A 23,482-nucleotide genomic window follows, 5' to 3' on the forward strand; every position below is an offset into this window, starting at 1 on the left:
CCTTCTCCGAGACGGGAGTTACGGGGTGAGGGCGCGCAGGTGATCGCGCAGCCCTGTGCCGTACGACGTGGGTGTGCCGTCGTAGTTGGAGATGAGCGAGGGACCGGAGGAGCAGTCCCAGGTGTTCCAGGTCCAGCCGAGGTAGGAGAGCCCCCGTTCGTCGAACCACTTCATGACCTGGTCGACGAAGGAGTGCAAGCAGGTGTTCTCGCCGATCTCCCCGGCCACGAGCGGCACTTGGGCCGCGACGGGGGCGAGGGTGGAGTTCCAGCAGCCCTCACTCGCGCAGGAGTTGAAGTTGTACACGTGGTACGCGGCGACGAGATTGCCCGTCGGGTCGCTGGGCCGGTACGTCAGCCACTGGCTCAGGTCGTTCGAGTACGCGAGCCCGCCGGCCAGGACGACGTTCTTCGCACCGGTCGCGCGCACGGCGTCGACGAGGTCCTGCATGCCGGCGACCCGGTAGCCGATGCCGGGGCAGGTGCCGCCGTCCCGCCAGCACTGCCACGCCTGGGTGGCCGTGGAGGTGGCGCGGTCGGGGTAGGGCTCGTTGAACAGGTCGAGGACGACGGCCTGATCGTTCTTGAAGGTGTTCGCCACCGAGGTCCAGAAGGACGGTGTGTACTGCGTGTCCGGCATCGGCTTCTGGCAGGTGGCGTGCACATCGGAGCAGCCCGCCGAGTTGCCGGTGTACTGGCCGTAGGTCCAGTGCAGGTCCAGGACCGGCGTCAGGCCGTGCGCCTCGACGCGGGCCACCAGGTCCTTGACGGCGTTGACGTAGTTCGTGCCGCCGTACTGCGCCTGGACGTTGGAGAGCCCCAGCCAGCACTCCTCGTTGAGCGGGATGCGGACCGTGTTCGCCTTCCAGTCGGCGATCGCCTTGATCGCGGTGTCGTCCACCGGACCGTCCCAGATACCACGGCCCTGCACACACATGAACTCACCGCCGGACCGGTTCACGCCGAGCAGTCGGCGCGTGGCGCCCGAGGAGTCCACGAGCCTGTTGCCGGACACGTGCAGCGCGGGCGCGGTACCGCTCGTGGGCGGCTGGGTCGGCGGGGGTGACGGCTCCGCGTCGACGTTGCAGGTCGTCCCGTTGAGCTTGAACGACGTGGGTACGGAGTTGCTCCCCGACGCCGGCCGGGAGGCGAGGAACCCGGCGCTGACGCTCGCGCCGGTGGCCAGCGAGCCGTTGTAGCTCTCGTTGCCCGCGGTCACCGTCGTGCCGGACTGGGACCACTTGGCGTTCCAGCCCTGGGTGATCTTCTGGCCGCCGGCGAAGTCGAAGCCCAGGCTCCAACCGCTCAGGGCCGCCGAGTTGTTGGTGATCGTCACGGCGGCCTGGAAGCCGGTGTCCCACTGGCCGGTGACCGAGTACTCCACCGAGCAGACGGGCGCGGCTCCCTGTGCCGTGACAACCGGAATGGTCATGGACCCGACAAGTCCGACCATCCCGGCGACGACTAAAAGTACTGAACGCGGGGGGTGTCGCATGAGCGACTCCTCACAGCTCGGGCGCGTCGGTACGGACGCGTCGACTGATGGAATCGCTCCCACTGGTGTCCGTGAAGCTAGCGCCAAGTGACGGCAAAGGACAGGGGAGTCACGGACTTTCCTGACTTTCCCTCAGCCAAAACCCGTCGAATCATTTCGACTCTTCAAGCACCTTGACCGCCCGCACCCCCGTCCCCACTATGGGAGCGCTCCCACTGGTTCAAGGCTTGTTGCTCCTCCCCCACTGTCTCCGAGCCGCAAGGAGGAACCAGCACATGCACCCCAGCAGGAGACGCAGAGCCGCGCGCCGGCTCTGGACCGCCGTCCTGGCGGCCCTGGCCCTTCCCGTCGCCATGCTCAGCACCGGCACGACCTCCGCACAGGCGGCGGCACTTCAGTGCAGTGTCGACTACAAGACCAACGACTGGGGCTCCGGCTTCACCGCGGACCTGACGATCACCAACCGCGGTTCGGACACCATCGACGGCTGGACGCTGACGTACGCCTACAGCGGCAACCAGAAGCTCGGCAACGGCTGGAACGGCACCTGGTCCCAGTCCGGGCAGTCGGTCAGCGTGAAGGACGCCGGCTACAACGGGAAGATCGCCGCGGGCGCCGCGGTCTCCACCGGAGCACAGTTCACCTACAGCGGCACCAACACCGCCCCCACGAGCTTCGCGGTCAACGGCACCACCTGTGCCGGCGCCCACCAGCCGCCGGTCACCGTGCTGACCAGCCCCTCGGCCGGCGCGGTCTACACGCAGGGCACCGCGGTCCCACTCGCGGCGACGGCGGCGGCCGCCGACAACGCGACGATCAGCAAGGTCGAGTTCTACGACGACACGACCCTGCTGGGCACCGACACCAGCGCGCCGTTCACCCTGTCCGCCTCCGGATTGTCCGTGGGCAGTCATTCCCTGGTGGCGAAGGCGTACGACAGCCTGGGCGCGTCCGCGGAGTCGACACCGGTCGGCATCACGGTGGCGTCCGGTCCCGCGATCGTCGCCTCCCCCACCCAACTGGGCGTCCAGCAGGGCAAGTCGGGCACCTACGCGGTGAAGCTGTCCTCGCAGCCCAGCGGGAGTGTCACGGTGACGACGGCCCGCGCGAGCGGCAACTCCGGTCTGTCGGTGGCGGGCGGTTCATCGCTGACGTTCACGCCGTCCAACTGGAGCACCGCGCAGAACGTGACCGTCACCGCGGACTCCTCCGGCACCGGCTCGGCGTCCTTCGAGTCGACGGCGACAGGGTTCACCAAGGCGGCGGTCACCGTGACCGAGCTGGCGGCCTCCAAGGCGTACGACGCCCGCTTCCTGGACCTCTACGGGAAGATCACCAACCCGGCGAACGGCTACTTCTCGCCGCAGGGCATCCCCTACCACTCGGTCGAGACACTCATCGTCGAGGCGCCCGACCAGGGGCACGAGACCACGTCGGAGGCCTACAGCTACCTTCTGTGGCTGCAGGCGATGTACGGCAAGGTCACCGGTGACTGGTCCAAGTTCAACGGCGCGTGGGCGCTCATGGAGAAGTACATGATCCCCACCCACGCCGACCAGCCCACCAACTCCTTCTACAACGCCTCCAAACCGGCCACCTACGCGCCCGAGCTGGACACCCCGAACGAGTACCCGGCGAAGCTCGACACGTCGGTGTCCGTTGGGTCGGACCCGATCGCGGGCGAACTGAAGAGCACGTACGGCACGGACGACGTGTACGGCATGCACTGGCTTCAGGACGTCGACAACGTCTACGGCTACGGCGACACCCCCGGCGGCACCTGCGAGGGCGGGCCGACGGCGAGCGGACCGTCGTACATCAACACCTTCCAGCGCGGCGCGCAGGAGTCGGTGTGGGAGACGGTGCCGCAGCCGACCTGTGACGCCTTCAAGTACGGCGGGAGGAACGGGTACCTCGATCTGTTCACCGGTGACTCGTCCTACGCCAAGCAGTGGAAGTACACGGACGCCCCGGACGCCGACGCGCGTGCCGTGCAGGCCGCGTACTGGGCCGATGTGTGGGCGAAGCAGCAGGGCAAGGGCGCTGACGTCTCCGCGACCGTGGGCAGGCCGCGAAGATGGGCGACTACCTGCGCTACGCGATGTACGACAAGTACTTCAAGAAGATCGGCAACTGCGTGGGCCCGTCGACGTGTCCGGCCGGCACGGGCAAGGACGCCTCGCACTATCTGCTGTCCTGGTACTACGCGTGGGGCGGGGCGACGGACACCAACGCGGGCTGGGCCTGGCGGATCGGGTCGAGCCATGTGCACGGCGGCTACCAGAACCCGCTGGCCGCCTACGCGCTCAGCTCCTACGCCGATCTGGAGCCCAAGTCCGCGACCGGTACGTCGGACTGGGCGAAGTCACTGCAGCGGCAGCTGGAGTTCTACCAGTGGCTGCAGTCGTCCGAGGGCGCCATCGCGGGCGGCGCGACCAACAGCTGGGCCGGCCGGTACGCGACGCCGCCCGCCGGTACCTCGACCTTCTACGGCATGTACTACGACCAGCAGCCCGTCTACCACGACCCCCCGTCCAACCAGTGGTTCGGTTTCCAGGCGTGGTCGATGGAGCGGGTCGCCGAGTACTACCAGCAGACGGGGAACGCGCAGGCCAAGGCGGTCCTCGACAAGTGGGTCAAGTGGGCGCTGTCCAAGACCACGGTCAACCCGGACGGCACCTATCGGATCCCGTCGACGCTGCAGTGGTCGGGGCAGCCCGACACCTGGAACGCCTCGAACCCCGGCTCCAACAGCGGGCTCCACGTCACCGTCGCCGACTACACCAACGACGTCGGGGTGGCCGCCGCGTACGCCAAGACCCTGACGTACTACGGCGCCAAGTCCGGTGACGCGACGGCCAAGTCGACGGCGAAGGCTCTGCTGGACGGCATGTGGAACAACTACCAGGACAGCCTGGGCGTCGCCGTGCCGGAGACGCGGGCGGACTACAACCGCTTCGCCGACAGCGTGTACGTGCCGAGCGGCTTCAGCGGCACGATGCCGAACGGGGACGCGATCAACTCGTCGTCGACGTTCGCGTCGCTGCGGTCCTTCTACAAGAACGACCCCGCGTGGTCGAAGATCCAGAGCTACCTCGCGGGTGGCGCCGCCCCGGTGTTCACGTACCACCGGTTCTGGGCCCAGGCGGACATCGCCCTGGCCATGGGTTCGTACGCGGAGCTTCTCGAGTAGTCCCCGCCGGGCGCTCCGCGGGTTCGGCCGTGCTGTGACTACGGGCCCGTTGTGGCTGGTCGCGCAGTTCCCCGCGCCCCTGAAGGGGCGCGGTGGGCACCGTGTCTCTCGCGGTACCGCCTGAAGGCTCCGTGTGCGTTGTCCCGTCACCTGACGACGGGACCCCGGCCGGGCGCCCCCCACCCGCACTGGGGGTCGCCCGGCCCTCGCGCGTTTCCCTTCGCCACCGGGTCAGGTCACGTTGCCGTAGATTCCGGCCAGTTCGGCGATCGTGCGGGCCAGGCGTGTCCGCAGGTCGAAGGGTTCCAGCACCTCGACGTCCGCCCCCAGGCGCAGGAACTCGCCCTGCGCGTGCCCGACGGACTCGATGGGCACCCTGACGACCGTCCAGCCGTCCGCGTCCGTACGGAGGACGACCGCTCTCGGCAGGCTCACCCCCGGCGCCAGCCGCACGACGGCCTCACCCCGGTACAGCCGGTCGTGGAAGTCGCGCTGGTAGGCCGTCCAGTACGCGGCCAGGTCGAAGTCGGCGGGACGGGTGAACTCCTCTTCGGACGAGGAGAGTTCGAGGATCTGGTCGACACGGAAGGTACGCGGGCCCGGTCCTGCCACGACGTACCAGCGGCCCGCCTTCAGGACCAGTCCGTACGGCTCCAACCGGCGCCGCACATCGGTGGGTTCGGCCCAGCGGCGGTACAGCACGCGCAGCACCCGGCCGTTCCACACCGCCTCGGCGACCGCCGGGAGGTACGGCGTCTCCTCCGCGTCCGCGTACCAGCCGGGCGCGTCGAGGTGGAAGCGCCCGCTGATCCGGTCGGCGTGGACGCGCAGCTCCGGCGGCAGGGCGGCACGGACCTTGAGCTGGGCGGCGGCCAGGACGGAGCCGAGGCCCAGCTCGGCGGCCGGGCCCGGGGCGCCGGCGAGGAAGAGGGCCTCGGCCTCCTCGGTGGTGAGGCCGGTCAGCCGGGTGCGGTAGCCCTCGAGCAGGCGGTAGCCACCGGCGTGGCCGGCGTCGCCGTACAGCGGGACGCCCGCCGCGCTCAGCGCCTCCACGTCGCGGTAGACCGTGCGGACGGAGACCTCCAGCTCCTCGGCGAGCTGGGCGGCGGTCATCCGACCCCGGGTCTGGAGCAGCAGGAGGATCGAGACGAGTCGGCCAGCCTTCACTGACACAGGATGTCAGTGAAGCGGGCCTAGCGTCCTGTCATGCCTTTCGAGGAGAAGTTCCTGACCGTGCCGCCGCCCATCGAGGTGGCCGGCCGGCACATCAAGCGCTATCACGTCACCGCCGACCCGTCCGGCATCGCGCCCGACGTGGAGAAGGCCGCCTACGCGATCCTGCCCGAGCTGCTGCCGGAGCCGGACGGCACGCCGGCGGCCGCGTTCGTCGTCGTTCACCGGGGAAACGACGACGGCGCCTACGTCAACGCCTACAGCTGGGTCTGGGACAACGTCCTGCACTACGCGAACGCGGCGGCGGGCCAGCCCGTGGTCGGCTGTCCGGACCACGACCCGACGCACTTCGTCAGGCCCGAACTGCCGTGGATCGGCTGCGTCTTCGAACTGCCGCCGCTCGTGCACGAACGGGACGCCTGGGTGCGGCACATGCTCGTGCCCGACGTCCCGGACCTGGCCGCCTACCTGGCCGACTCCCTGCCCGAAGGAACCACGGGAGACCGCTCATGAGCAGCCCGCACGATTTCGACTTCCTGCACGGCGCGTGGGAGGTCGCCAACCGCCGCCGTACCGACTTCCTCGACCCGGACAGCGGCTGGGAGGAGTTCCCGGCCACCCACTGGTGTCGGCCGCTGTTCGACGGGGCCGCGAACATCGACGAGATCGACATGCCGCACCTGGGGGCGAAGGGGCTGACCCTGCGCCTGTTCGACCAGGAGCGTAAGGAGTGGTCGCTGAGCTGGTCGTCCAGCCGCAGCGGCACGCTGTTCCCGCCGGTCGTCGGAGGCTTCGACGGCGACCGCGGCGAGTTCCACGGCGACGACACCCTCCCCCACTCTCGGATTCGCTCGAGCGGGGGGACCCCCATCAGCAAGGACGTGCGGGTGCGTTACGTGTGGGCGGACGTGTCCCCCGCCTCCGCGCACTGGGAGCAGGCCTTCTCCGTCGACGACGGGCGGACCTGGGTGACCAACTGGTCCATGGACTTCAGCCGAAGCCGGCCGTCGGCTTCCTGAAGGCACGCAGAGTGAACTCGGGGTCGGGGCGCGGGCGTTCCTGCTCGGGCAGGGCCTCGAGGGCCGCGACGAACCGCTCGGTGAGCGGGTCGCCGGGCGGCAGCGTGGTGAACCAGCCGCGCCGCAGGTCGGCGGCGGTGCGCCGGGGACTGCGGCCCTGGCCCCGGCCCCGGAAACGGGCCTGTCCGGCGGGGCGCAGTCCGTGGGCGACGGCGTACGACTCCACGAGCGGCGCGGCGTCCGGGGCCGGGCGGCGGGGGCGCGGGGCGAGGACGGCGTCGATGTCGCTGCCGACGTCGTGGGCGGCGGCCTTGTCGACGGTGGTGACGTACACGCCGCCCGGCTCGAGGACCCGGGCGCACTCGGCGACGACGGCCCGCACGTCCTCGGGCTCGTCGAGGAGGTGCAGCAGCCAGACGCTGGTCACCGCGTCGAAGGTGGCGTCCGGGAAGGGCAGGGCGCGGCTGTCGGCCAGGACGATCGCGCCGGGCAGCCGGCCGGCCGCCATCCGGGCCATGCCGTACGTCAGGTCCGCGCCCGTCACCCGGGTGGCGGGCCGGGCGGCGGCCAGGCGCCGGGTGACGATCCCGGTGCCGCAGGCCACGTCGAGGAGTCTGCGGGTGCCGGGCGGGACGAGACCCAGGACGGCGTCGGCGGCGGCCCCGGCCCTCGGTTCGCCGCCGCGGCTGGCGTCGTAGGCGTCGGCTTCCTTGTCGTAGTCCAGCACGCCGGTCAGTGTGCCCCGTGTCCCTGTGCGAGCTCCTCGACCCTGCGCGCCAGCTCGAAGTCGAGTGCGGTGACCTTGCCGCCGACGCTGTGCGTGTTCACCGAGAGGGCGACGGTGTTGTAGCCGAGGGTGAGGTCGGAGTGGTGGTCCAGCTCGTCCTGCACCTGGGCGATGTGGATCACCATCGCGGTCGCGGCGAAGTGGGTGCCGAGGCGGTAGGAGCGGGTGAGCCGGTCCGCGTCGACCGACCAGCCCGGCAGCTCGGTGAGCCGGTCCTCGATCTCCTTCTGCGACAGCGGTTCGACGGCCATGACCTCGCTCCTTCCCGGTGGTGGGACACGGACTCCCAGCGTGCCACAGCCGCACCACGACGGCCCGAGGAGCGGGCGACGGAGCGCAGGGCCCCGAGGTCGCCGGCGAGCACGGCGGTCCTGGCCCGCAGGGGGCGCCGGCGGAGTCGCGGTCACCTGCCCCCCGTACATACGTCCGCTTCTGGACTACGGTCGTATGCATGACCATCGTCGCGACCGGCAAAGCCGCCTCCTCCGCCGCCCCGTCCGACAAGGGCGTGGGCCCGTTGCTGCGGGCCTGGCGGGAGCGGCGGCGGGTGAGTCAGCTGGAGCTGGCGCTGCGCGCCGACTCCTCCGCCCGGCACATCAGCTTCATCGAGACGGGACGTTCCCGGCCGAGCGAGGAGATGGTGCTGAGGCTGGCAGAGCACCTTGAGGTGCCGGTGCGTGAGCGCAACGCCCTGCTGCTGGCGGCCGGTTACGCCCCGCACTATCCGGAGACCCCGCTGGACTCGCCCGCGCTGGACGCCCTCCGGCAGGGCCTGGAGCGGCTGATCCAGTGCTACGAGCCCTACCCCGCGTTCGTGGTCGACTCGGTGTACGACGTCGTCGCGGCGAACCGGGGCATGACGATGTTCCTCGACGGAATCCCGGAGTTCCTGCTCCGGCCCCCGCTGAACGCCATGCGGTTGACCCTGCACCCCGAGGGTCTCGCGCCCCGCATCCGCAACCTCCCCGAGTGGCGCGGGCATCTGCTCGCCCAGATGGAACGGGAGATCGCCCTGCACCGCTCCGAGCCCCTGCGCAGGCTGTACGAGGAGGTGGCGGCGTATCCGGTCCCGGACCCGGAACCCGGCCGTGAACCGACCGACCCGGTCCCCTACTTCGCCCTCCCCATGCAGATCGAGCACGACGGCCGCACCCTGTCCTTCGTCTCCTCCATCTCCACCTTCAACACCCCCATGGACGTCACGGTCGCCGAACTGGCCGTGGAGACCCTCCTCCCGGCCGACCCGGCGACGGTCAAGTACCTCCAGACACAGCTGACTTGATCCCTTCTTGAGTCCGAACCTGTGGAACCGAAACCGGAACATGGCACACTGCTGCCGCAGACTTCGACGCGTGGGGTCTGTCCGGCGGATCAGGTCGGCTTCGAGACGCAGCACCTCGTGGGCCACCCGAGGGGGGTCTGGTGCGTGCAGCTGCAAGGCGGAGGAGGGAGTCGACGCGATGGGGGTTCCCCCGCGCGAGGGTCGTTCGAGCCTGGGGGAGTCGGCGACCGACGACAACGCGGCAGATGTGCGTGCCAGACCCCGCGACGCCGACATGATCCGCCGGACAGACCCTGAGGGAGGCGTGGCGTGAGTGAGCGGCGGCCCGCGCCGACCGTGGGGCAGGTGGTGCTCGGCAGGCGGCTGCAGGAGCTGCGGGAGGCGGCCGGGCTCAAGCGTGAGGAGGCCGCCCGTGTCCTGCGGGTGGCCCCGGCGACCGTACGGCGCATGGAGATGGCCGAGGTCGCGCTGAAGATCCCGTACGTGCAGGTGCTGCTGGAGACCTACGGCGTACCGGACGAGGAGATGACGGCCTTCGTCGAGCTCGCCGAGGAGGCCAACCAGCCGGGCTGGTGGCAGCGGTTCCACGACGTGCTGCCGGACTGGTTCAGCCTGTATGTCAGCCTGGAGGGCGCCGCCGGGATCATCCGCTCCTACGAGCCGCACTTCGTGCCCGGCCTGTTGCAGACCGAGGACTACGCGCGTGCGGTGATGGAAGCAGGAACGATCGGCCAGACCGGCGCCGAGAACGTCGAACGCCATGTGTCCCTGCGGATGACCCGGCAGAAGCTCCTGGAACGCCCGGACCCGCCCCACCTCTGGGTGATCATGGATGAGACGGTGCTGAAGCGCCCGGTCAGCATCCGCGGCGAGGTGATGCGTGAACAGCTGGACAAGCTGCTGGAGTTCGCCGAGCACGACCGGATCACCCTGCAGGTCGCGGAGTTCAGGGACGGCCCGCACCCGGGGACCTACGCGCCCTTCTCGCTGTTCCGCTTCGACGAGCCCGAACTCCCCGACATGGTCTTCACCGAGTATCTGACCGGCGCGCTGTACCTGGACTCGCGCACCGAGGTCTCCGCGCATCTGGAGGTCCTCGACCATATGGCGGCGCGAGCCGCGTCGGCCCAGCGCACGAAGAAGATCCTGCGGGAGTACCGCGAGACCTTCTGATCCCCCGCCGCGTCCCGCACGGCACCTTCCGCACACGAGGAGACGACACCGTATGACCGGATCCGACGCCGCGCCACGGATCGACACCAGCCGCCCGCACCCGGCGCGGGTGTACGACTGGTGGCTGGGCGGCAAGGACAACTACCCGGTGGACGAGGAGCTGGCCCGCAGAATCCTCGCCCTGGACAGTACGGCCGTACGCGGGGCCCGGGCCAACAGAAGGTTCATGCACCGGGCCGTCCGCACGGTCGCCGACGCGGGGATACGCCAGTTCCTGGACATCGGCACGGGCATCCCCACCGAGCCCAACCTGCACCAGGTGGCGCAGGGCGTGGCGGCGGAGTCCAGGGTGGTGTACGCCGACAACGACCCGATCGTGCTGCGGCACGCCCAGGCCCTGCTGCACGGCTCCGCAGAGGGCTCCACGGACTACGTGCACGCGGACGTACGGGACATCGACACCCTGCTGGCCCGGGCGGCCGAGACCCTGGACCTCACCCGTCCGGTCGCGCTGTCGCTGGTGGCCCTGACCCACTACCTGGGTGACGAACCCGACGGCGACGACATCCACGGCCTGGTGGGCAAGTACGTCGCGGCCCTCGCACCCGGCAGCTATCTGATCCTGTCGCAGGTCACCCCCGACCTGAACCCGGAGGCCATCGCGAAGGCGGCGGCCGCCTTCCAGGGCAGCGGCACCCCCTTCTACCCCCGCCCGATCACCGAGGTGTACCGCTTCTTCGAGGGCCTGGAGCTGCTGGGCCCCGGTGTCATCCCGGTGACGGGGTGGCGCCCGGAGGCCGAGGACGTGGCGGCGCAGGCCGAGGGGGTCGTACCGGTGTACGCCGGGGTCGCCCGCAAGAACTGACCCGTACGGGCGTCCTGAACAGGTGCGTTCCCCTGCCCGCCCCTAGCGTCGAGGCACAGGGCGAGCAAGGGAGCCACTCACCTGCCCAAGGAGGCGCGATGCCCTCGGACGCAGTGCTCTACCAGGCGGCGGCGCTGTGCCTCACCTACCCGGACGAGGACTTCGTCGCCCGGCTGCCGCTGCTGCGGGAAGCCGCGCCGCAGCTGAGGGAGTTCGTCGACCACGCGGTCCTCACACCACGGCGGGAACTGGCCGCGCACTACATGCGGGTCTTCGAGTCCGGGAACCACCACAGCCTGTACCTCAGTCGGTGGCAGGACGGCGGCGCCCGGCGGCGCGGCACGTCCCCCGGCACTCTCAAGGACGTCTACCGGGCCGCCGGACTGGAGCTCACCGGTGAGGAACCGCCCGACTTCCTGCCCGCGGTGCTGGAGTTCACGGCACGCACCGGCGACACCGGCCTCCTCACCGGACACCGCGTCGGCCTGGAGCGACTCCGTTCCCGGCTCGCCGACCTCGGCACCCCGTACGCGTCCGTCCTGCACGCCGTGTGCGCGACGCTGCCGAGCCGCCGCAGGGCGGGAGCCTAGGCGGCGCCGCCCTTCGTGTCGCGGTCCTCGTCGACGATCTCCGCGTCCACCACGCCCTCCTCGTCCTGCGGTGAGGTGTGCTGCTCGGTGCCGCTGCCGGTGTCCGTGCCGGACGGCTGTTCCGCCTGCGCGTACATCGCCTGACCCATCTTCTGGCTGACGGACGCCAGCTTCTCGACCCCGGCGCGGAGTTCGGCCGTGTCCGCGTCGCCCTCCAGCAACCCCTTCAGCTCGGTCGTCGCCTCCTGGACCTCCGTCTTGGTGTCGGCGGGGACGCGGTCCTCGTTGTCGCGGATGAACTTCTCGGTCTGGTAGACGAGTTGCTCCGCCTGGTTGCGGGTTTCGGCGGCCTCGCGGCGCCTGCGGTCCTCCTCGGCGTACTGCTCCGCCTCCCGCATCATGCGGTCGATGTCGTCCTTGGGCAGCGCGGAACCGCCCGTCACCGTCATCTTCTGCTCGCGGCCGGTCGCCAGGTCCTTCGCCGAGACGTGCATGATCCCGTTCGCGTCGATGTCGAAGGCGACCTCGATCTGCGGCACCCCGCGCGGAGCGGGCGGCAGCCCGGTGAGGTCGAAGACGCCCAGCTTCTTGTTGTACGCGGCGATCTCGCGCTCGCCCTGGTAGACCTGGATGCCGACGGACGGCTGGTTGTCGGCGGCCGTCGTGAAGATCTCCGAACGCCGGGTCGGGATCGTCGTGTTGCGTTCGATGAGCTTGGTCATGATGCCGCCCTTGGTCTCGATGCCGAGGGACAGCGGGGTGACGTCGAGGAGGAGGACGTCCTTCACGTCACCGCGGATGACGCCGGCCTGCAGGGCCGCGCCGACGGCCACGACCTCGTCCGGGTTGACGCCCTTGTGCGGGTCCTTGCCGGTGAGCTCCTTGACCAGGTCGGTGACGGCAGGCATCCGGGTCGAGCCGCCGACCAGGATGACGTGGTCGATCGCCGACAGTTTCACGTTCGCGTCCTTGACCGCCTGGTGGAAGGGGGTCTTGCAGCGGTCGAGGAGATCGGCGGTGAGCTCCTGGAACTGGGCGCGGGTCAGCTTCTCGTCGAGGTGCAGCGGGCCCTCGGCGGAGGCGGTGATGTAGGGCAGGTTGATCGTGGTCTCGGACGAGCTCGACAGCTCGATCTTCGCCTTCTCGGCGCCCTCCCGCAGCCGCTGGAGCGCCATCTTGTCCTTGCCGAGGTCGATGCCGTACTGCCCCTGGAACTTCTTGACCAGGTGCTCCACGATCCGCTGGTCCCAGTCGTCGCCGCCCAGATGCGTGTCGCCGTTGGTGGCCTTGACCTCGATGACCCCGTCGCCGATCTCCAGCAGCGACACGTCGAAGGTGCCGCCGCCGAGGTCGAAGACGAGGACCGTCTGCTCCTCGCCGCGGTCGAGGCCGTAGGCGAGGGCCGCGGCCGTCGGCTCGTTGATGATCCTGAGCACCTTCAGGCCGGCGATCTCCCCGGCCTCCTTGGTCGCCTGCCGCTGCGAGTCGTCGAAGTACGCGGGTACGGTGATCACCGCGTCCGTGACGTCCTCGCCGAGGTAGGACTCGGCGTCCCGCTTGAGCTTCTGCAGCACCCGCGCGGACAGCTCCTGCGCACGGTACCGGGTCCCGTCGATCGACCCCTGTTCGGGGAAGCGCCAGTGCGCGTCGCCCATGTGCCGCTTCACCGACCGGGCCGTCCGCTCGACGTTCGTCACGGCCTGCCGCTTGGCGACCTCTCCGACCAGCACCTCCCCGTTCTTGGCGAAGGCCACGACCGACGGTGTGGTCCTGGCCCCCTCCGCGTTGGCGACGACGGTGGGTTCGCCGCCCTCCAGCACGGCCACCACCGAGTTCGTGGTCCCGAGATCGATCCCGACCGCACGTGCCATCTCCGTCCCCTTCCGCCAGGGCGCTTCTCAGACTCCAGCACAAAACTTGAGTGCGCTGTTGTCAATGCCGCGTAGGTCCATCAGAAGGGCCCTGGGTCCCGGGTACCCCGGAAAACGGCGGTGCCGCGCCCCTGCGCGAGGCGCGGCACCGGTGTCGCAGGCGTTCAGGAAAGCTTGGCGGACAGGGTGATCGTCGTGCCGGCCAGCGCCTGGCTGACCGGGCAGTTCTTCTTGGCGTCCTCGGCGGCGGCGACGAACGCGTCGTTGTCGATGCCGGGGACCGTTCCCTCGACGGTGAGGTGGATGCCGGTGATGCCCTCACCCGGCTGGAAGCTGACGTCGGCGGAGGTGACGAGCTTGGTGGGCGGGGTGCCGGCGCCGTTCAGGGCGTGCGACAGCGCCATGGAGAAGCAGCTGGAGTGCGCGGCGGCGATCAGCTCCTCGGGGCTGGTCTTGCCGTTCGCGTCCTGGGAGCGCGAGGCCCACGTGACCGGCTGCGCCTCGATGGCACCGGAGGAGTCGAAGTTGACGACCCCGTTGCCCTCGATCAGGCTGCCTTCCCAGACGGTGTGTGCGGAGCGCGTGGTTGCCACGGTGAATCCTTCCGACTTCCTGGTGTTCCTTGCGACCCCATCCGATCACATTCCGGCTCATCGCACCCGGAAGACGGGCCCTCGCGCGGTGAACGGCAGCCGTGCGCCCTGCGGGATCAGATAGGCGTGCTCCCGGCGCACCCGCAGCACGTCGCACCAGCCGTCGGTGATCACGAGGACGGGCGCGCCGGCCGGGAAGTCGTCGGCGCGCAGCAGCAGGTCGATCCCCGGCTGCAGGACCGTGCCGCCCCGGCCGTGGACCCGTACCCGCCCGGCGATCTCGGTGACCGGCAGGAAGCCTGCGTCGTGCGGGGCCGCGTCGCAGAAGACCACACGGGCGGCGGCCACGTCCCGGGCCCCGGCGTACGAGGCGATCGCCCCCAGCGCCTTGCCGAGCAGGGTGCGGTCCATGGACCCGGAGGTGTCCAGCACGACACCGAAGGTGCAGCGGGCGATCTCCTCGGGAGGGTAATAGCGCCCCGCGCGCGGGATGTCCGGCGTCGAGGACTGGCGGCGGGAGGGACGCGCGTACGACCGCACGGGCTGCGGGCTCGGCACGAACTCGTCGAACCAGCGGGCGAGTTGCGCGTCCCAGGGCAGCGGCGGGTGGCTGAGCGCGCGGATCTCCTCGACCAGGCCGCCGGGCAGGTACCCGCGCTCCTGCCGCTGGTGCAGGTCCAGGCCCTGGGCGAGGCCCCGGCGGTAGAACCCGTCCAGGTCGACGTAGTCGCCGGGCGGGCCGAGCGGGGCGCCGAGGACGTCGCCGAGGCCCTTGCCGCGCAGGGTGGCCAGCCGGCGCATCCGGCGCAGGTCGCCGGCGAGACGGTCGTAGACCTCCTCCGCGGACAGGCCGGTCAGCGCGGGGTCGTACAGCAGTCCCTCCGGCATGGTGCCGATCTGCATCTCCCGCAGCCAGTCGTTGATGACGTAGTCGCAGGCGACGTTGAAGAGGTAGGGGTCGCGGGTGCCGCAGCGGTCGCCGTGGCGCAGGGCGGCGTGCAGCATCTCGTGCGCCAGGATGAACCGCCACTCCTCGTCCTCGAAGGTTCGCAGCGGGTTGATGTAGATCTCGCCGGCCTCCGCGTTCACCGCGGCCACGGAAATGCCGTGGGCGCGGGCGAGTTCGGCGTCGGCGACCAGCTTGATGCCGGCCGCGATGCCGCCGAGCAGGGGGTAGGAGGAGATGAACCAGCTCAGCGCCTGCTGCCACGGCCGCTGCGGGGCGAGTTCGCCGCTGAGCGAGTCGCGGCGGCCGCCGGCCATGTCCATCGCCGCGGACACGGTCCGGGTCAGGGCGGCGGCGAACGCCAGCTGGTGGTCCGGGGGCCCGCCGTTCCACCCGTGCCAGGTCAGGAGCAGCTGGTCGGGCTCGTCGCCCGCCGTGCCGCACCGCTCGTACGCGGCCGGGAGCCCGTCCCGCCGCCAGCGCGCGGCGAGTTGCTCCTCGTCGCCGTCCGGATAGGAGCCGGGGAGTTCCTCGGGAGCGGTGCCGATGGTGAAGTTCAGCAGGAACCGGTTGACGACGACGCAGCGGGCGGCGAGGTCGAACCGGTCCGGCTGGACGCGCTCGCCCTTCGCCGCCGGGACGTGCCCGAAGCCGAGGTGCAGCACGGTGTGCGCGAGCGCCCAGGCCCAGGCGGCCGGTTCGGCGAGCCGGAAGGGGTGGACGTGCAGGTCGGCGTCGGAGTCGACGACCACAAGGCCGTCACGGGGCGCGAGCTTGCACTCCTCGTCCCGGCAGACGCCGAACTCCACTGCCGCGAGCGCCGGGTTGGCCTTCACCAGCCGCAGCCCCTCGGCGAACGCCTCGGCCGCGAGGTCCCGCTTCTTCGGCCCCTTTGCGCGGGGACGGCTCACCGCCGCGCCTCCACCAGCCGCGGCATGTCCCGGGCCGCCTCGATGAGGAACCACGAGGGCAGCACGGGGTTGCCGTCGGCGTCGGAGGCGATGACGGTCTGCGCGACCTCGACGGAGATCTCGGCGAGCTGCACGAGCAGCGACTTGGCGCGGTACGCGGTCTGCCGGCCGTTCGCCGACATGTGCTCCTTGCTGACCGGGAGTTCCTTGATCAGCCGGCCGCGGAAGGACTCGGCGAGGTAGTACAGCAGGTCGCGGTCCTCGAGGCGGTTCGGCCAGCGGGCGTCGCCCTTGATGATCGCCTCGATGCCGAACCGGCTGCGCACGATCTTGACGTAACCGCAGAAGGCGGTGGCGTGCGCGGGCGTCAGCGTGCCGTGCGCCAGCACCTTCAGCGTGTCCTCGTCGACGCCCTGGCCGAAGGAGTGCAGGGCGTCGGAGAGCATGTGCCAGGAGCGGGGGGTGGAGAACGGCTCCTCGGTCTTGGGCGGCTTGGACCACAGGTGGTCGGGGCGGTCGGTGAGGTGGTCCAGGATCCAGGGGTGGATGTCGCTGTTCGCGGCCCAGGTCAGCCAGTCCTTCGCGGAAGCCTCCAGATGGACGTGGGTGAGGCGGTTGACGAGGGCGGAGGCGATGGGACGGGCGAGCGCGTTGTCCGTGGCGCGGTTGCCGGCGCCGATGACGATCGACCCCTTGGGAAGCTCGTAGGTGCCGATGCGGCGGTCGAGGATGAGGGAGTAGAACGCCTTCTGGACGTCGGGCGTGGCCGCGTTGAGCTCGTCCAGGAACAGGCAGTACGGCTCGTCGCGGGCGATCGCCTCGGGCGGGCAGAACACCGACCGGCCGTCACGGATCTGCGGAACGCCGATCAGGTCCTCCGGCGCGAGCTGCGTGCCGAGCAGGCTCACGCACTCCAGCCCCAGCGACTCGGCGAACTCCCGCACCAGGGACGACTTTCCGATGCCGGGCGCGCCCCAGAGGAACACGGGACGGACGGTGGCCAGGCCCAGCAGCAGCTCGGGGACACGGGTGGGAGTGACGGTGACGGCAGCCTGCAAGGGCGGGGTTCCTTCGGGATGTTCGGGCGATGTCCGACCCGAACAGTCTGTGCGTACGGCTCCGCCCGCGCAGCTGATTTTCAGGCGGCCCGCTCCCGCGCGTCCTCACCCGTCAGCGGCACCTGCGGCCCGTTCAGCTCCCACAGCCACCGCCGCAGCACCCGGTGGACCCGCTCGGCGCCGACGAGTTCGGCGCCCTCCTCGACCGGCTCGGAGAAGGCGAGCGGGGAGAGCAGGAAGGGCCTGGCCTGGGCGCCGCCGAGACCGCCGTGGGAGCCGATCTGCTCCTCGAAGGCGAGGACCTCGCCGTCCGCCGGGTCGTGGAAGGAGTTGACCATGATGTCGGCAGTGTGCGGGAAGGAGTGCGTGCGCCGCACGGCGTCCGCCGCTCCGGGCCCGAAGACCTCCAACGGCCCCGGATCGTCGTCCAGTTGGTCCAGCGGGATCTGGGCGCCGTGGGCGCCGAGCACGAGCCCGCCGTGCTCCTCGCTGCGGACGAGGAGGAAGCCGATGCCGGGATGGTTGGCGAGGGTCGTCAGCAGGGCGGGGTGGCGAGCGTCGATCTCTTCCTTGCTCATCCGGTGCGGCACGTCGGGGAAGGAGACCAGGCCGAGGTTGCCGGAGGCCAGCACCAGCGGCTCGGAGTGGCGGGCCGGGCCGTACTGCTCGCCGCGCTCCTCGACGGGCCGCCGCAGCGCCGCCCGCACCGCCACCCGCGCCTCGGCGCCGCTGTGGGTGCGCTGCGCCTTGCGCGGCACCGGCAGCCCGCAGCCGGCCCGCACCAGCTCGCCGAGACCGAGGCCGTAGCGGGCGCGGAAGGTCTCGCCGGGGCTCTGCCCGTGGTCCGACAGCACGACGATGCGGTACGGCCGCGGGGCGTGCTCGGCGACGTTCGCGATCAGCGCCAGCGCCCGGTCGAGGCGCTGGAGGACCTTCTCGGCGTCGCGGCTCATCGGCCCGGAGTGGTGCGCGACCTCGTCGTAGGCGACCAGGTCGGCGTAGACGGCGGTGCGGCCGGCGAGCAGGTCGCCCATCACGGCGGCGACCACGACGTCCCGTTCGACGACGGTCGCGAAGGCTCGTACGAAGGGATACAGGCCGCCGCGGGAGACGCGGGGCCGCTGCTTGCGCATCCGCGCCCTGGTCGACTCGCCGATCTCGCGGCCGACCTCGGCGACGAAGGACATGACGGTGCGCACCGCGTTGGCCGGGTCGGAGAAGTAGGCGAAGTAGCCGGCCCGGGAGCGGTTCTCCCGGCCGCGGCGGCGGGTGGCTATGGACAGCACGAGGGCCTGTTCGTCGGCGCCGCCGCCGAAGAGGTTGCCGCGGCTCGCGCCGTCGACGGTGAGCAGTCCGCCGTCGCCGGTGAACTCGACGGCTCTTCGCTGGAGTTCGGCCGCGCTGGTCGGGCGGTTGCAGACCATGACCTCGCGGCGGTCCTTGTCGTACCAGCGGAACGCGGGCACGTCGTGGTTGGTGCCGTGCAGGATGCCGAGCTGGCTGGCGCCGGTCTGGCTGGACCAGTCGGTGCGCCAGGGGGTGAGCCGGTGGGTGCCCTCCAGCCACCGGGCGACGGTGGGCATCAGGCCCTTGCCGACGGCGGCCACGAGGACGTCGTGACCGACGCCGTCCAGTTGCAGGAAGACGGTCCCCGGGGTGGCCGGACCGGGCAGGCCGGGCACGCGGCGGCGGTCGGCGAGGCGGTAGAGGCGACGGCGGTAGGCGTCGTCGTCGCGCACCGCCAGGGCACCGCCGGTGGCGGAGGCGACGGCGGACATCACCGCGGCGACGACCACGGCCGTCTCGGGGGCGGCCTCGGCGCTGGAGGACGGGTTCAGCCGCAGGGCGACCAGCAGCAGGGAGCCGTTCAGGACGAAGACCAGCAGGCCGAGGACCAGCGCCGGCACGAGCAGCAGGGCGCGCACGAGCAGCGGCCACACCAGGGCCGAGAGCACACCGAAGGCGCCGGCGCCGACAGCGGCGGTCACGGCGATGTGCGTGGCGCTCTCGCCGTCCGGGGACTGGAGCCGGAAGTCGGGCAGGATGCCGGCGAGCACGAGCATGGTGACTGTGGAGACCGCCCACACCACGACGCTCCGCCCCAGCTGGCTGGCGACCCGCCGCCACCGCACACCACGCACGCCCGGTCCACCTCACGTCCCGGCCCGTCGTCCCCGCGGGCCCGGACCAAGCCTGTCATACGAGCTGCCCGGGCCGGTTCCTACCGGCCGTCGTAGCCGGCCGTCGGCATCGACAGCCTGCGGTGCACCCGGGCCTTCATCTGGGCGTCGTAGCGCGGTTCGGCGCTGCCCACCGTCTCCACCCGCACCCCGCGCCGGGCGCACTCGGCGGTGAACTCCTCGACCGACGACAGCGCGCTCTCCAGGACCCGGCGGCTGGGGGCCACGAACAGGTCGACGCCGGGCCGGACCCCGTCCCACAGGACGCAGTGGTCCGCCCGCACCCCCCGGACCAGCAGCTCACGGGCGATCGTGTACCCGTGCTCCGCCGCCCAGCGCGCGCACATCGCGTGCTGGCTGCGGGAGTCCACCAGGAAGGGATCGGCGTCCAGCTCCTCGAGCGGCGTCAGACTCGCGATCGCCGTCACACGCACGCGTACCGGTCCCATGGCGTCCCCCTCACCTCCGGGTTTCGCCGCCGACCCTACTCCAGCCCGTAGGCTTCGGGGAGTCGCGCGAAGGAGGCAAAGAGGTGCCGGTGGAGATCACCTGGTGGGGTCACGCCACCTGCACGCTCCGGGACTCGGACGTCCGGGTGCTCACCGATCCCCTGTTCGCCCGCCGCCTCGCCCATCTGCGCCGTCGCCGGGGCGCCGTCCCGCCGCCCGGCGCCTGGCGGGCGGACGTGGCCCTGGTCTCCCATCTGCACGCCGATCACCTGCATGTTCCCTCGCTCCAGCGGCTCGCGCCGGGCACGCGCCTACTGGTGCCCCGGGGTGCGCCCCGGGCCGTCCCGGGGCTGCGCCGGCTCACCCATCTCACGGTGACCGAGGTGGGCGCGGGGGACGTCACACAGGTCGGTGACCTGGTCGTACGGGCCGTTCCCGCGCTGCACGACGGGCGGCGGCTGCCGGTCGGACCGCACCGCTCCCCCGCTCTCGGGTACGTCGTCGAGGGCGAGGGGCGCACGTACTTCGCCGGGGACACCGGGCTGTTCGACACCATGGCAAAGGAAGTCGGGCCCGTCGACGTGGCGTTGCTGCCGGTCGGCGGCTGGGGGCCGTATCTCGGGGAGGGGCACCTGGACGCGGGGCGGGCGGCGCGGGCGCTGGCCCGGCTGGGGGCGCGCAGCGCGGTGCCGGTGCACTACGGCACGTACTGGCCGATCGGCATGGACGCCGTGCGCCCCCATGAGTTCCATGCGCCGGGCGAGGAGTTCGTGCGCCTGGCCGCCGAGTACGCGCCGTCCGTGGCGGTGCACCGGCTCGGGCACGGGGAGAGTGTGCGGCTGGAGGTCGCGCGGTGATACAGCTGGCCGTCACCGCGACGACCGTGCCGACCGAGTCGACCCAGCAGGCGCTCGGATACCCGTCGCTCTTCCTGCTGGTGCTGTTCGGGGCGCTGGTCCCGGTGATTCCGACGGGGGCGCTGGTCAGTACGGCCGCGGTGGTGGCCTTTCACCAGACCGCGCCCTTCTCGATGTTGCTGGTGTTCGTGACGTCGTCGGTGGCGGCGTTCCTCGGGGACGCGGCGCTGTACTGGCTGGGGCGGCGCGGGCTGAAGTCGAGGAACGGCTCGCGGTGGCTGGAGGCGATACGGTCGCGGGCGCCCGAGGAGCGGCTGGCGCAGGCGCAGTCGAAGCTGGCCGAGCACGGGATCGCGGTGCTGGTGCTGTCCCGGCTGGTGCCGGCCGGGCGGATTCCGGTGATGCTGGCCTGTCTGCTGGCGAAGTGGCCGCTGCGCCGGTTCGCGCGGGGCAACCTTCCGGCGTGCCTCGCGTGGGCGGCCACCTACCAGGTGATCGGGATCCTGGGCGGCTCTCTGTTCCCGGAGCCCTGGGAGGGCGTGGTGGCGGCGGTCGCGCTGACCGTCCTGGTCAGCGCGGCCCCCGCCCTCTGGCGGAAGATCCGCCGGACGACCACGGCCTAGTCCAGTACCCGCGAGCCTCCCACCGGCAGGTCCCACAGGTTCTCCCGGGCCAGGCCCGCCTTCTCCCAGGCGGTGCGCACCCGGGTGAGCGGTTCCAACACCGGCTCCGCCGACAGGACGAACGTGCCCCAGTGCATGGGCGCCATCCGGCGCGCGCCGAGGTCCTGGGCGGCCCGTACCGCCTCCTCCGGGTCGCAGTGGACGTCGCTCAGCCACCAGCGGGGGTCGTACGCGCCGATCGGCAGCAGGGCCAGGTCGATTCCGGGGTAGCGGCGGCCGATCCGCTCGAACCAGTGGCCGTACCCCGTGTCTCCGGCGAAGTGGACGCGCCGGCCGTCGGGGTCGGTGAGCACCCAGCCGCCCCAGAGGCTGTGGCAGGTGTCGGTGAGGGTGCGCTTGGACCAGTGGTGGGCGGGGACGAAGTCGAAGCGGACGCCGTTCAGTTCGGCCGCCTCCCACCAATCCAGCTCGGTGACGGCCGTGAACCGGCGGCGGTGGAACCAGCGGGCGAGGCCCGCCGGGACGAACACCGGGGTGTCGCGCGGGAGTCGGCGCAGGGTGGGGGCGTCCAGGTGGTCGTAGTGGTTGTGGCTGATGACGACCGCGTCCACGCGCGGGAGGGACTCCCAGGGCACACCGACCGGGGTGATGCGGGCCGGGGTGCCGAGGATGCGACGGGACCAGACCGGGTCGGTGAGGACGGTCAGGCCACCGATCTGGAGGATCCAACTGGCGTGCCCGGCCCAGGAGACGGCGACCGTGCGGGCGTCGACGCGGGGCAGCGGGGCGGGTTCGAAGGGGAGCCGGGGGATGTCGGCGAGGCCCTCGCGGCCGGGGCGCACGGAGCCCTCGCGGGCGAAGCGGGCCATGGCCTTCAGGCCGGGCAGGGGGGCGGTGAGGCGGTCGTGGAAGGTCCGGGGCCACACCCGGCGCTCACCCAGCGGGCGCGGCTCGGCGAGCGGGGGGAACGGGGGCGCGAACCCGGTGGTGGACGGCGGCTCGTGGGCTTCCCGGGTGGTCGTGGTGGTGGTCGACTCGGACTGCTGCGTCATCGAGGAGGCTCCCATCGCCGAGCGTCGTCGCGGAGGTCGTCGAAGACCGACTTCACTTGGTTCAACGCGCGTTGCACGTGTGGCAGTTCCAACGGCGAGGGTGCGGTGAGACATTCCGCGCGCTCCTCGTCGCTCCCGCCCAGCAGCGGGCCGGTGGACAGACGCACGCGCAGGGCGCCGAGTTCGTCGCCGAAGCGGTGGCCGCCGGGCGCGGGCATGCCGAGGCGGGCGGCGAGGAAGTCCTCCAGTTCCTGTGCGTCGCCGACGCCGTGCCCGGCGAGCGCGGAACGCAGCGGTCCGAGGTCGGCGTAGAGGTGACGGCCGGCCTGCGGCGGGCGGGCCAAGGCACCCGCGGCGACGACAGCGGCGTGCGCGGCGGCGGCCACGCGCGCGTGCAGCCGGACGGTGGCGGCCACCCGCGCGGTGACCGGCTCGGGCTCGCCCAGCGCGTACACGGCCGGGGCGGCGATCGGGCCGGCGACACGGGCGCCGAGGGCGGTCAGCACGTCGAGCACGCGCGCGTGCAGGCCGTCGCCGGCCTCGCCCGACGGGAAGCGGGCCACCGCGGCCGGCCAGCCGGGCGGCAGCAGGGCGCCGGCCAGGTCGCTGACGACGGTGACCCGGTCGGGAAGCATCTCCGCGGGGCTGAGCAGCACGGTGTCGTGCGGGGCGTGCAGGGTGTCGCGCCAGGTCTCGTCGCTGACCAGGTGCAGCCCCTCCTCCGCGGCGGCCTCCAGGCACGCGTGCAGCGCCTCGGGCGGGGCGACGGTGGCGGTGGGGTCGTCGGCGACGGACAGCACCAGCAGCCGCGGGTCACCGCCCTCGTCGCGCACCCGGCGGACGGTCTCCAGCAGCGCGTACGGATCCGGGACGCCACCGCTCTCGGCGGGCGTCGCGACATGGAAGACGGGTCTTCCCAACAGACGTGCGTACGGCTCCCACCAGGCCGCGCAGGGCCGGGGCACCAGGACGTCGCCGCCGAGCGCGGCGGTCAGGGCGAGCAGCAGGGCGGGGGCGCCGGGGCCGGCGGCCACGCGGTCGGGGCCGGCGGCGAGTCCGCGGCGCCCCCAGTAGCCGCAGGCGGCCTCGATGAGCGCGGGGCCGCCGCCGACGGGCTCGCTGTCGCCGCGGGCGGCCGACGCGGCGAGCACGGCGGCGAGTTCGGGCAGTACGGGCAGGCCGTCCTCGGGAAGGGGCGGCCCGAAACGGACGGGGCCGTGGCCTTCCGGGTCGGTCCGCGGCATCCCTACCTCCGTTGTGGACTGCTGGGCCGGCGCCGGGCGCGGCCCTGGGCTCGGAGTACCCAGCGAGCCGCCCGTCCATGGCGGCCGGACCGGGTTGCGCCCGTCACATGCGGCGGCCGGGG

Annotated in this window: 20 protein-coding genes and 1 pseudogene; 9 read left to right on the top strand and 12 right to left on the bottom strand. The window is 71.7% G+C overall.

Annotated features, from left to right (window positions below; genetic code table 11):
• Positions 1–18: 18 nt before the first annotated feature.
• Complete coding sequence (locus tag ABZZ74_RS00805) at positions 19–1,494, bottom strand: cellulase family glycosylhydrolase (RefSeq protein ID WP_356760728.1); 1,476 nt, start codon at positions 1,492–1,494, stop codon at positions 19–21.
• 275 nt (positions 1,495–1,769) lie between these two features.
• Here ABZZ74_RS00805 and ABZZ74_RS00810 point away from each other — a divergent pair.
• Positions 1,770–4,687, top strand: a pseudogene (locus ABZZ74_RS00810) (glycoside hydrolase family 48 protein).
• Positions 4,688–4,918: 231 nt separating this feature from the next.
• On the opposite strand, the gene ABZZ74_RS00815 reads toward ABZZ74_RS00810, so the two are convergent.
• On the bottom strand, positions 4,919–5,854 hold the full coding sequence (locus ABZZ74_RS00815) for a YafY family protein (RefSeq protein WP_356760730.1): 936 nt from the start codon (positions 5,852–5,854) through the stop codon (positions 4,919–4,921).
• A 39-nt stretch (positions 5,855–5,893) separates the two neighbouring features.
• Here ABZZ74_RS00815 and ABZZ74_RS00820 point away from each other — a divergent pair, with 39 nt between their 5' ends.
• Together ABZZ74_RS00820 and ABZZ74_RS00825 are read left to right on the top strand one after the other, a co-directional pair.
• A complete protein-coding gene (locus ABZZ74_RS00820; RefSeq protein WP_208780258.1) occupies positions 5,894–6,373 on the top strand; it encodes a hypothetical protein in 480 nt (159 codons plus the stop codon).
• A complete protein-coding gene (locus ABZZ74_RS00825) occupies positions 6,370–6,879 on the top strand; it encodes a hypothetical protein (RefSeq protein WP_356760732.1) in 510 nt (169 codons plus the stop codon). The genes ABZZ74_RS00820 and ABZZ74_RS00825 overlap by 4 nt, the downstream gene beginning before the upstream one ends.
• Here ABZZ74_RS00825 and ABZZ74_RS00830 read toward each other — a convergent pair.
• Both ABZZ74_RS00830 and ABZZ74_RS00835 read right to left on the bottom strand, forming a co-directional pair.
• A complete protein-coding gene (locus ABZZ74_RS00830; RefSeq protein ID WP_356760733.1) occupies positions 6,851–7,606 on the bottom strand; it encodes a class I SAM-dependent methyltransferase in 756 nt (251 codons plus the stop codon). The two genes, ABZZ74_RS00825 and ABZZ74_RS00830, sit on opposite strands and share 29 nt — an antisense overlap.
• A gap of 5 nt (positions 7,607–7,611) precedes the next feature.
• The gene (locus ABZZ74_RS00835; RefSeq protein WP_356760734.1) at positions 7,612–7,917 is read right to left on the bottom strand and encodes a 4a-hydroxytetrahydrobiopterin dehydratase; all 306 of its coding nucleotides are present in this window, start codon (positions 7,915–7,917) and stop codon (positions 7,612–7,614) included.
• 200 nt (positions 7,918–8,117) lie between these two features.
• Between ABZZ74_RS00835 and ABZZ74_RS00840 the strand changes: the two genes are divergently transcribed.
• From ABZZ74_RS00840 to narJ, 4 genes are all read left to right on the top strand, one after another.
• Positions 8,118–8,948, top strand: coding sequence for a helix-turn-helix transcriptional regulator (locus ABZZ74_RS00840; RefSeq protein WP_356760735.1), 831 nt, complete (start codon positions 8,118–8,120; stop codon positions 8,946–8,948).
• Positions 8,949–9,257: 309 nt separating this feature from the next.
• Positions 9,258–10,121 carry a helix-turn-helix transcriptional regulator gene (locus tag ABZZ74_RS00845; RefSeq protein WP_356760737.1) on the top strand — a complete coding sequence of 288 codons (864 nt, stop codon included), beginning with the start codon at positions 9,258–9,260 and terminating at the stop codon, positions 10,119–10,121.
• A gap of 52 nt (positions 10,122–10,173) precedes the next feature.
• A complete protein-coding gene (locus ABZZ74_RS00850; RefSeq protein WP_356760739.1) occupies positions 10,174–10,986 on the top strand; it encodes an SAM-dependent methyltransferase in 813 nt (270 codons plus the stop codon).
• A 98-nt stretch (positions 10,987–11,084) separates the two neighbouring features.
• Entirely contained in the window at positions 11,085–11,576 is a 492-nt protein-coding gene (gene narJ, locus ABZZ74_RS00855) for a nitrate reductase molybdenum cofactor assembly chaperone (protein WP_356760741.1), read from the top strand.
• On the opposite strand, the gene dnaK is transcribed toward narJ, so the two are convergent.
• The 6 genes from dnaK to ABZZ74_RS00885 all read right to left on the bottom strand — a co-directional run bounded on the left by dnaK (position 11,573) and on the right by ABZZ74_RS00885 (position 19,584).
• Positions 11,573–13,447 (bottom strand): molecular chaperone DnaK, encoded by a 1,875-nt coding sequence (dnaK, locus tag ABZZ74_RS00860; RefSeq protein WP_356760743.1) that lies wholly within the window; start codon positions 13,445–13,447, stop codon positions 11,573–11,575. The genes narJ and dnaK overlap by 4 nt on opposite strands.
• Before the next feature lie 164 nt (positions 13,448–13,611).
• On the bottom strand, positions 13,612–14,040 hold the full coding sequence (locus ABZZ74_RS00865) for an OsmC family protein (protein WP_208780267.1): 429 nt from the start codon (positions 14,038–14,040) through the stop codon (positions 13,612–13,614).
• Between the two features lie 57 nt (positions 14,041–14,097).
• Positions 14,098–15,897, bottom strand: a complete 1,800-nt coding sequence (locus ABZZ74_RS00870; RefSeq protein WP_356760746.1) for a hypothetical protein — start codon at positions 15,895–15,897, stop codon at positions 14,098–14,100.
• Positions 15,894–16,955 carry a MoxR family ATPase gene (locus ABZZ74_RS00875; protein ID WP_356760748.1) on the bottom strand — a complete coding sequence of 354 codons (1,062 nt, stop codon included), beginning with the start codon at positions 16,953–16,955 and terminating at the stop codon, positions 15,894–15,896. The genes ABZZ74_RS00870 and ABZZ74_RS00875 overlap by 4 nt, the downstream gene beginning before the upstream one ends.
• Before the next feature lie 80 nt (positions 16,956–17,035).
• The gene (locus tag ABZZ74_RS00880; protein ID WP_356760750.1) at positions 17,036–19,096 is read right to left on the bottom strand and encodes a phage holin family protein; all 2,061 of its coding nucleotides are present in this window, start codon (positions 19,094–19,096) and stop codon (positions 17,036–17,038) included.
• 80 nt (positions 19,097–19,176) lie between these two features.
• Positions 19,177–19,584, bottom strand: coding sequence for a hypothetical protein (locus ABZZ74_RS00885; protein WP_356760752.1), 408 nt, complete (start codon positions 19,582–19,584; stop codon positions 19,177–19,179).
• 83 nt (positions 19,585–19,667) lie between these two features.
• On the opposite strand from ABZZ74_RS00885, the gene ABZZ74_RS00890 reads away from it, so the two are divergent.
• A complete protein-coding gene (locus ABZZ74_RS00890; protein WP_356760754.1) occupies positions 19,668–20,441 on the top strand; it encodes an MBL fold metallo-hydrolase in 774 nt (257 codons plus the stop codon).
• Entirely contained in the window at positions 20,438–21,064 is a 627-nt protein-coding gene (locus ABZZ74_RS00895) for a VTT domain-containing protein (RefSeq protein ID WP_356760755.1), read from the top strand. Before ABZZ74_RS00890 ends, ABZZ74_RS00895 begins: the two co-directional genes overlap by 4 nt.
• Here the strand turns inward: ABZZ74_RS00895 and ABZZ74_RS00900 are convergent.
• Together ABZZ74_RS00900 and ABZZ74_RS00905 are read right to left on the bottom strand one after the other, a co-directional pair.
• Positions 21,061–22,116, bottom strand: a complete 1,056-nt coding sequence (locus ABZZ74_RS00900; RefSeq protein ID WP_356760757.1) for an MBL fold metallo-hydrolase — start codon at positions 22,114–22,116, stop codon at positions 21,061–21,063. The two genes, ABZZ74_RS00895 and ABZZ74_RS00900, sit on opposite strands and share 4 nt — an antisense overlap.
• The gene (locus ABZZ74_RS00905) at positions 22,113–23,360 is read right to left on the bottom strand and encodes an aminotransferase class I/II-fold pyridoxal phosphate-dependent enzyme (RefSeq protein ID WP_356760758.1); all 1,248 of its coding nucleotides are present in this window, start codon (positions 23,358–23,360) and stop codon (positions 22,113–22,115) included. Before ABZZ74_RS00905 ends, ABZZ74_RS00900 begins: the two co-directional genes overlap by 4 nt.
• Between the last annotated feature and the right edge of the window lie 122 nt (positions 23,361–23,482).

Origin of the sequence: Streptomyces sp. NPDC006476, assembly GCF_040612015.1 — a bacterium.
In the GTDB taxonomy this organism is placed as follows: domain Bacteria; phylum Actinomycetota; class Actinomycetes; order Streptomycetales; family Streptomycetaceae; genus Streptomyces; species Streptomyces griseorubiginosus_B.

Bases quoted from the DNA above. Each gene is read 5' to 3' on its own strand.
- ABZZ74_RS00805 (WP_356760728.1), bottom strand. From the start codon at position 1,494: ATGCGACACCCCCCGCGTTCAGTACTTTTAGTCGTCGCCGGGATGGTC.
- ABZZ74_RS00820 (WP_208780258.1), top strand. From the start codon at position 5,894: ATGCCTTTCGAGGAGAAGTTCCTGACCGTGCCGCCGCCCATCGAGGTG.
- ABZZ74_RS00825 (WP_356760732.1), top strand. From the start codon at position 6,370: ATGAGCAGCCCGCACGATTTCGACTTCCTGCACGGCGCGTGGGAGGTC.
- ABZZ74_RS00835 (WP_356760734.1), bottom strand. From the start codon at position 7,917: ATGGCCGTCGAACCGCTGTCGCAGAAGGAGATCGAGGACCGGCTCACC.
- ABZZ74_RS00840 (WP_356760735.1), top strand. From the start codon at position 8,118: ATGACCATCGTCGCGACCGGCAAAGCCGCCTCCTCCGCCGCCCCGTCC.
- ABZZ74_RS00850 (WP_356760739.1), top strand. From the start codon at position 10,174: ATGACCGGATCCGACGCCGCGCCACGGATCGACACCAGCCGCCCGCAC.
- narJ (WP_356760741.1), top strand. From the start codon at position 11,085: ATGCCCTCGGACGCAGTGCTCTACCAGGCGGCGGCGCTGTGCCTCACC.
- dnaK (WP_356760743.1), bottom strand. From the start codon at position 13,447: ATGGCACGTGCGGTCGGGATCGATCTCGGGACCACGAACTCGGTGGTG.
- ABZZ74_RS00885 (WP_356760752.1), bottom strand. From the start codon at position 19,584: ATGGGACCGGTACGCGTGCGTGTGACGGCGATCGCGAGTCTGACGCCG.
- ABZZ74_RS00900 (WP_356760757.1), bottom strand. From the start codon at position 22,116: ATGACGCAGCAGTCCGAGTCGACCACCACCACGACCACCCGGGAAGCC.
- ABZZ74_RS00905 (WP_356760758.1), bottom strand. From the start codon at position 23,360: ATGCCGCGGACCGACCCGGAAGGCCACGGCCCCGTCCGTTTCGGGCCG.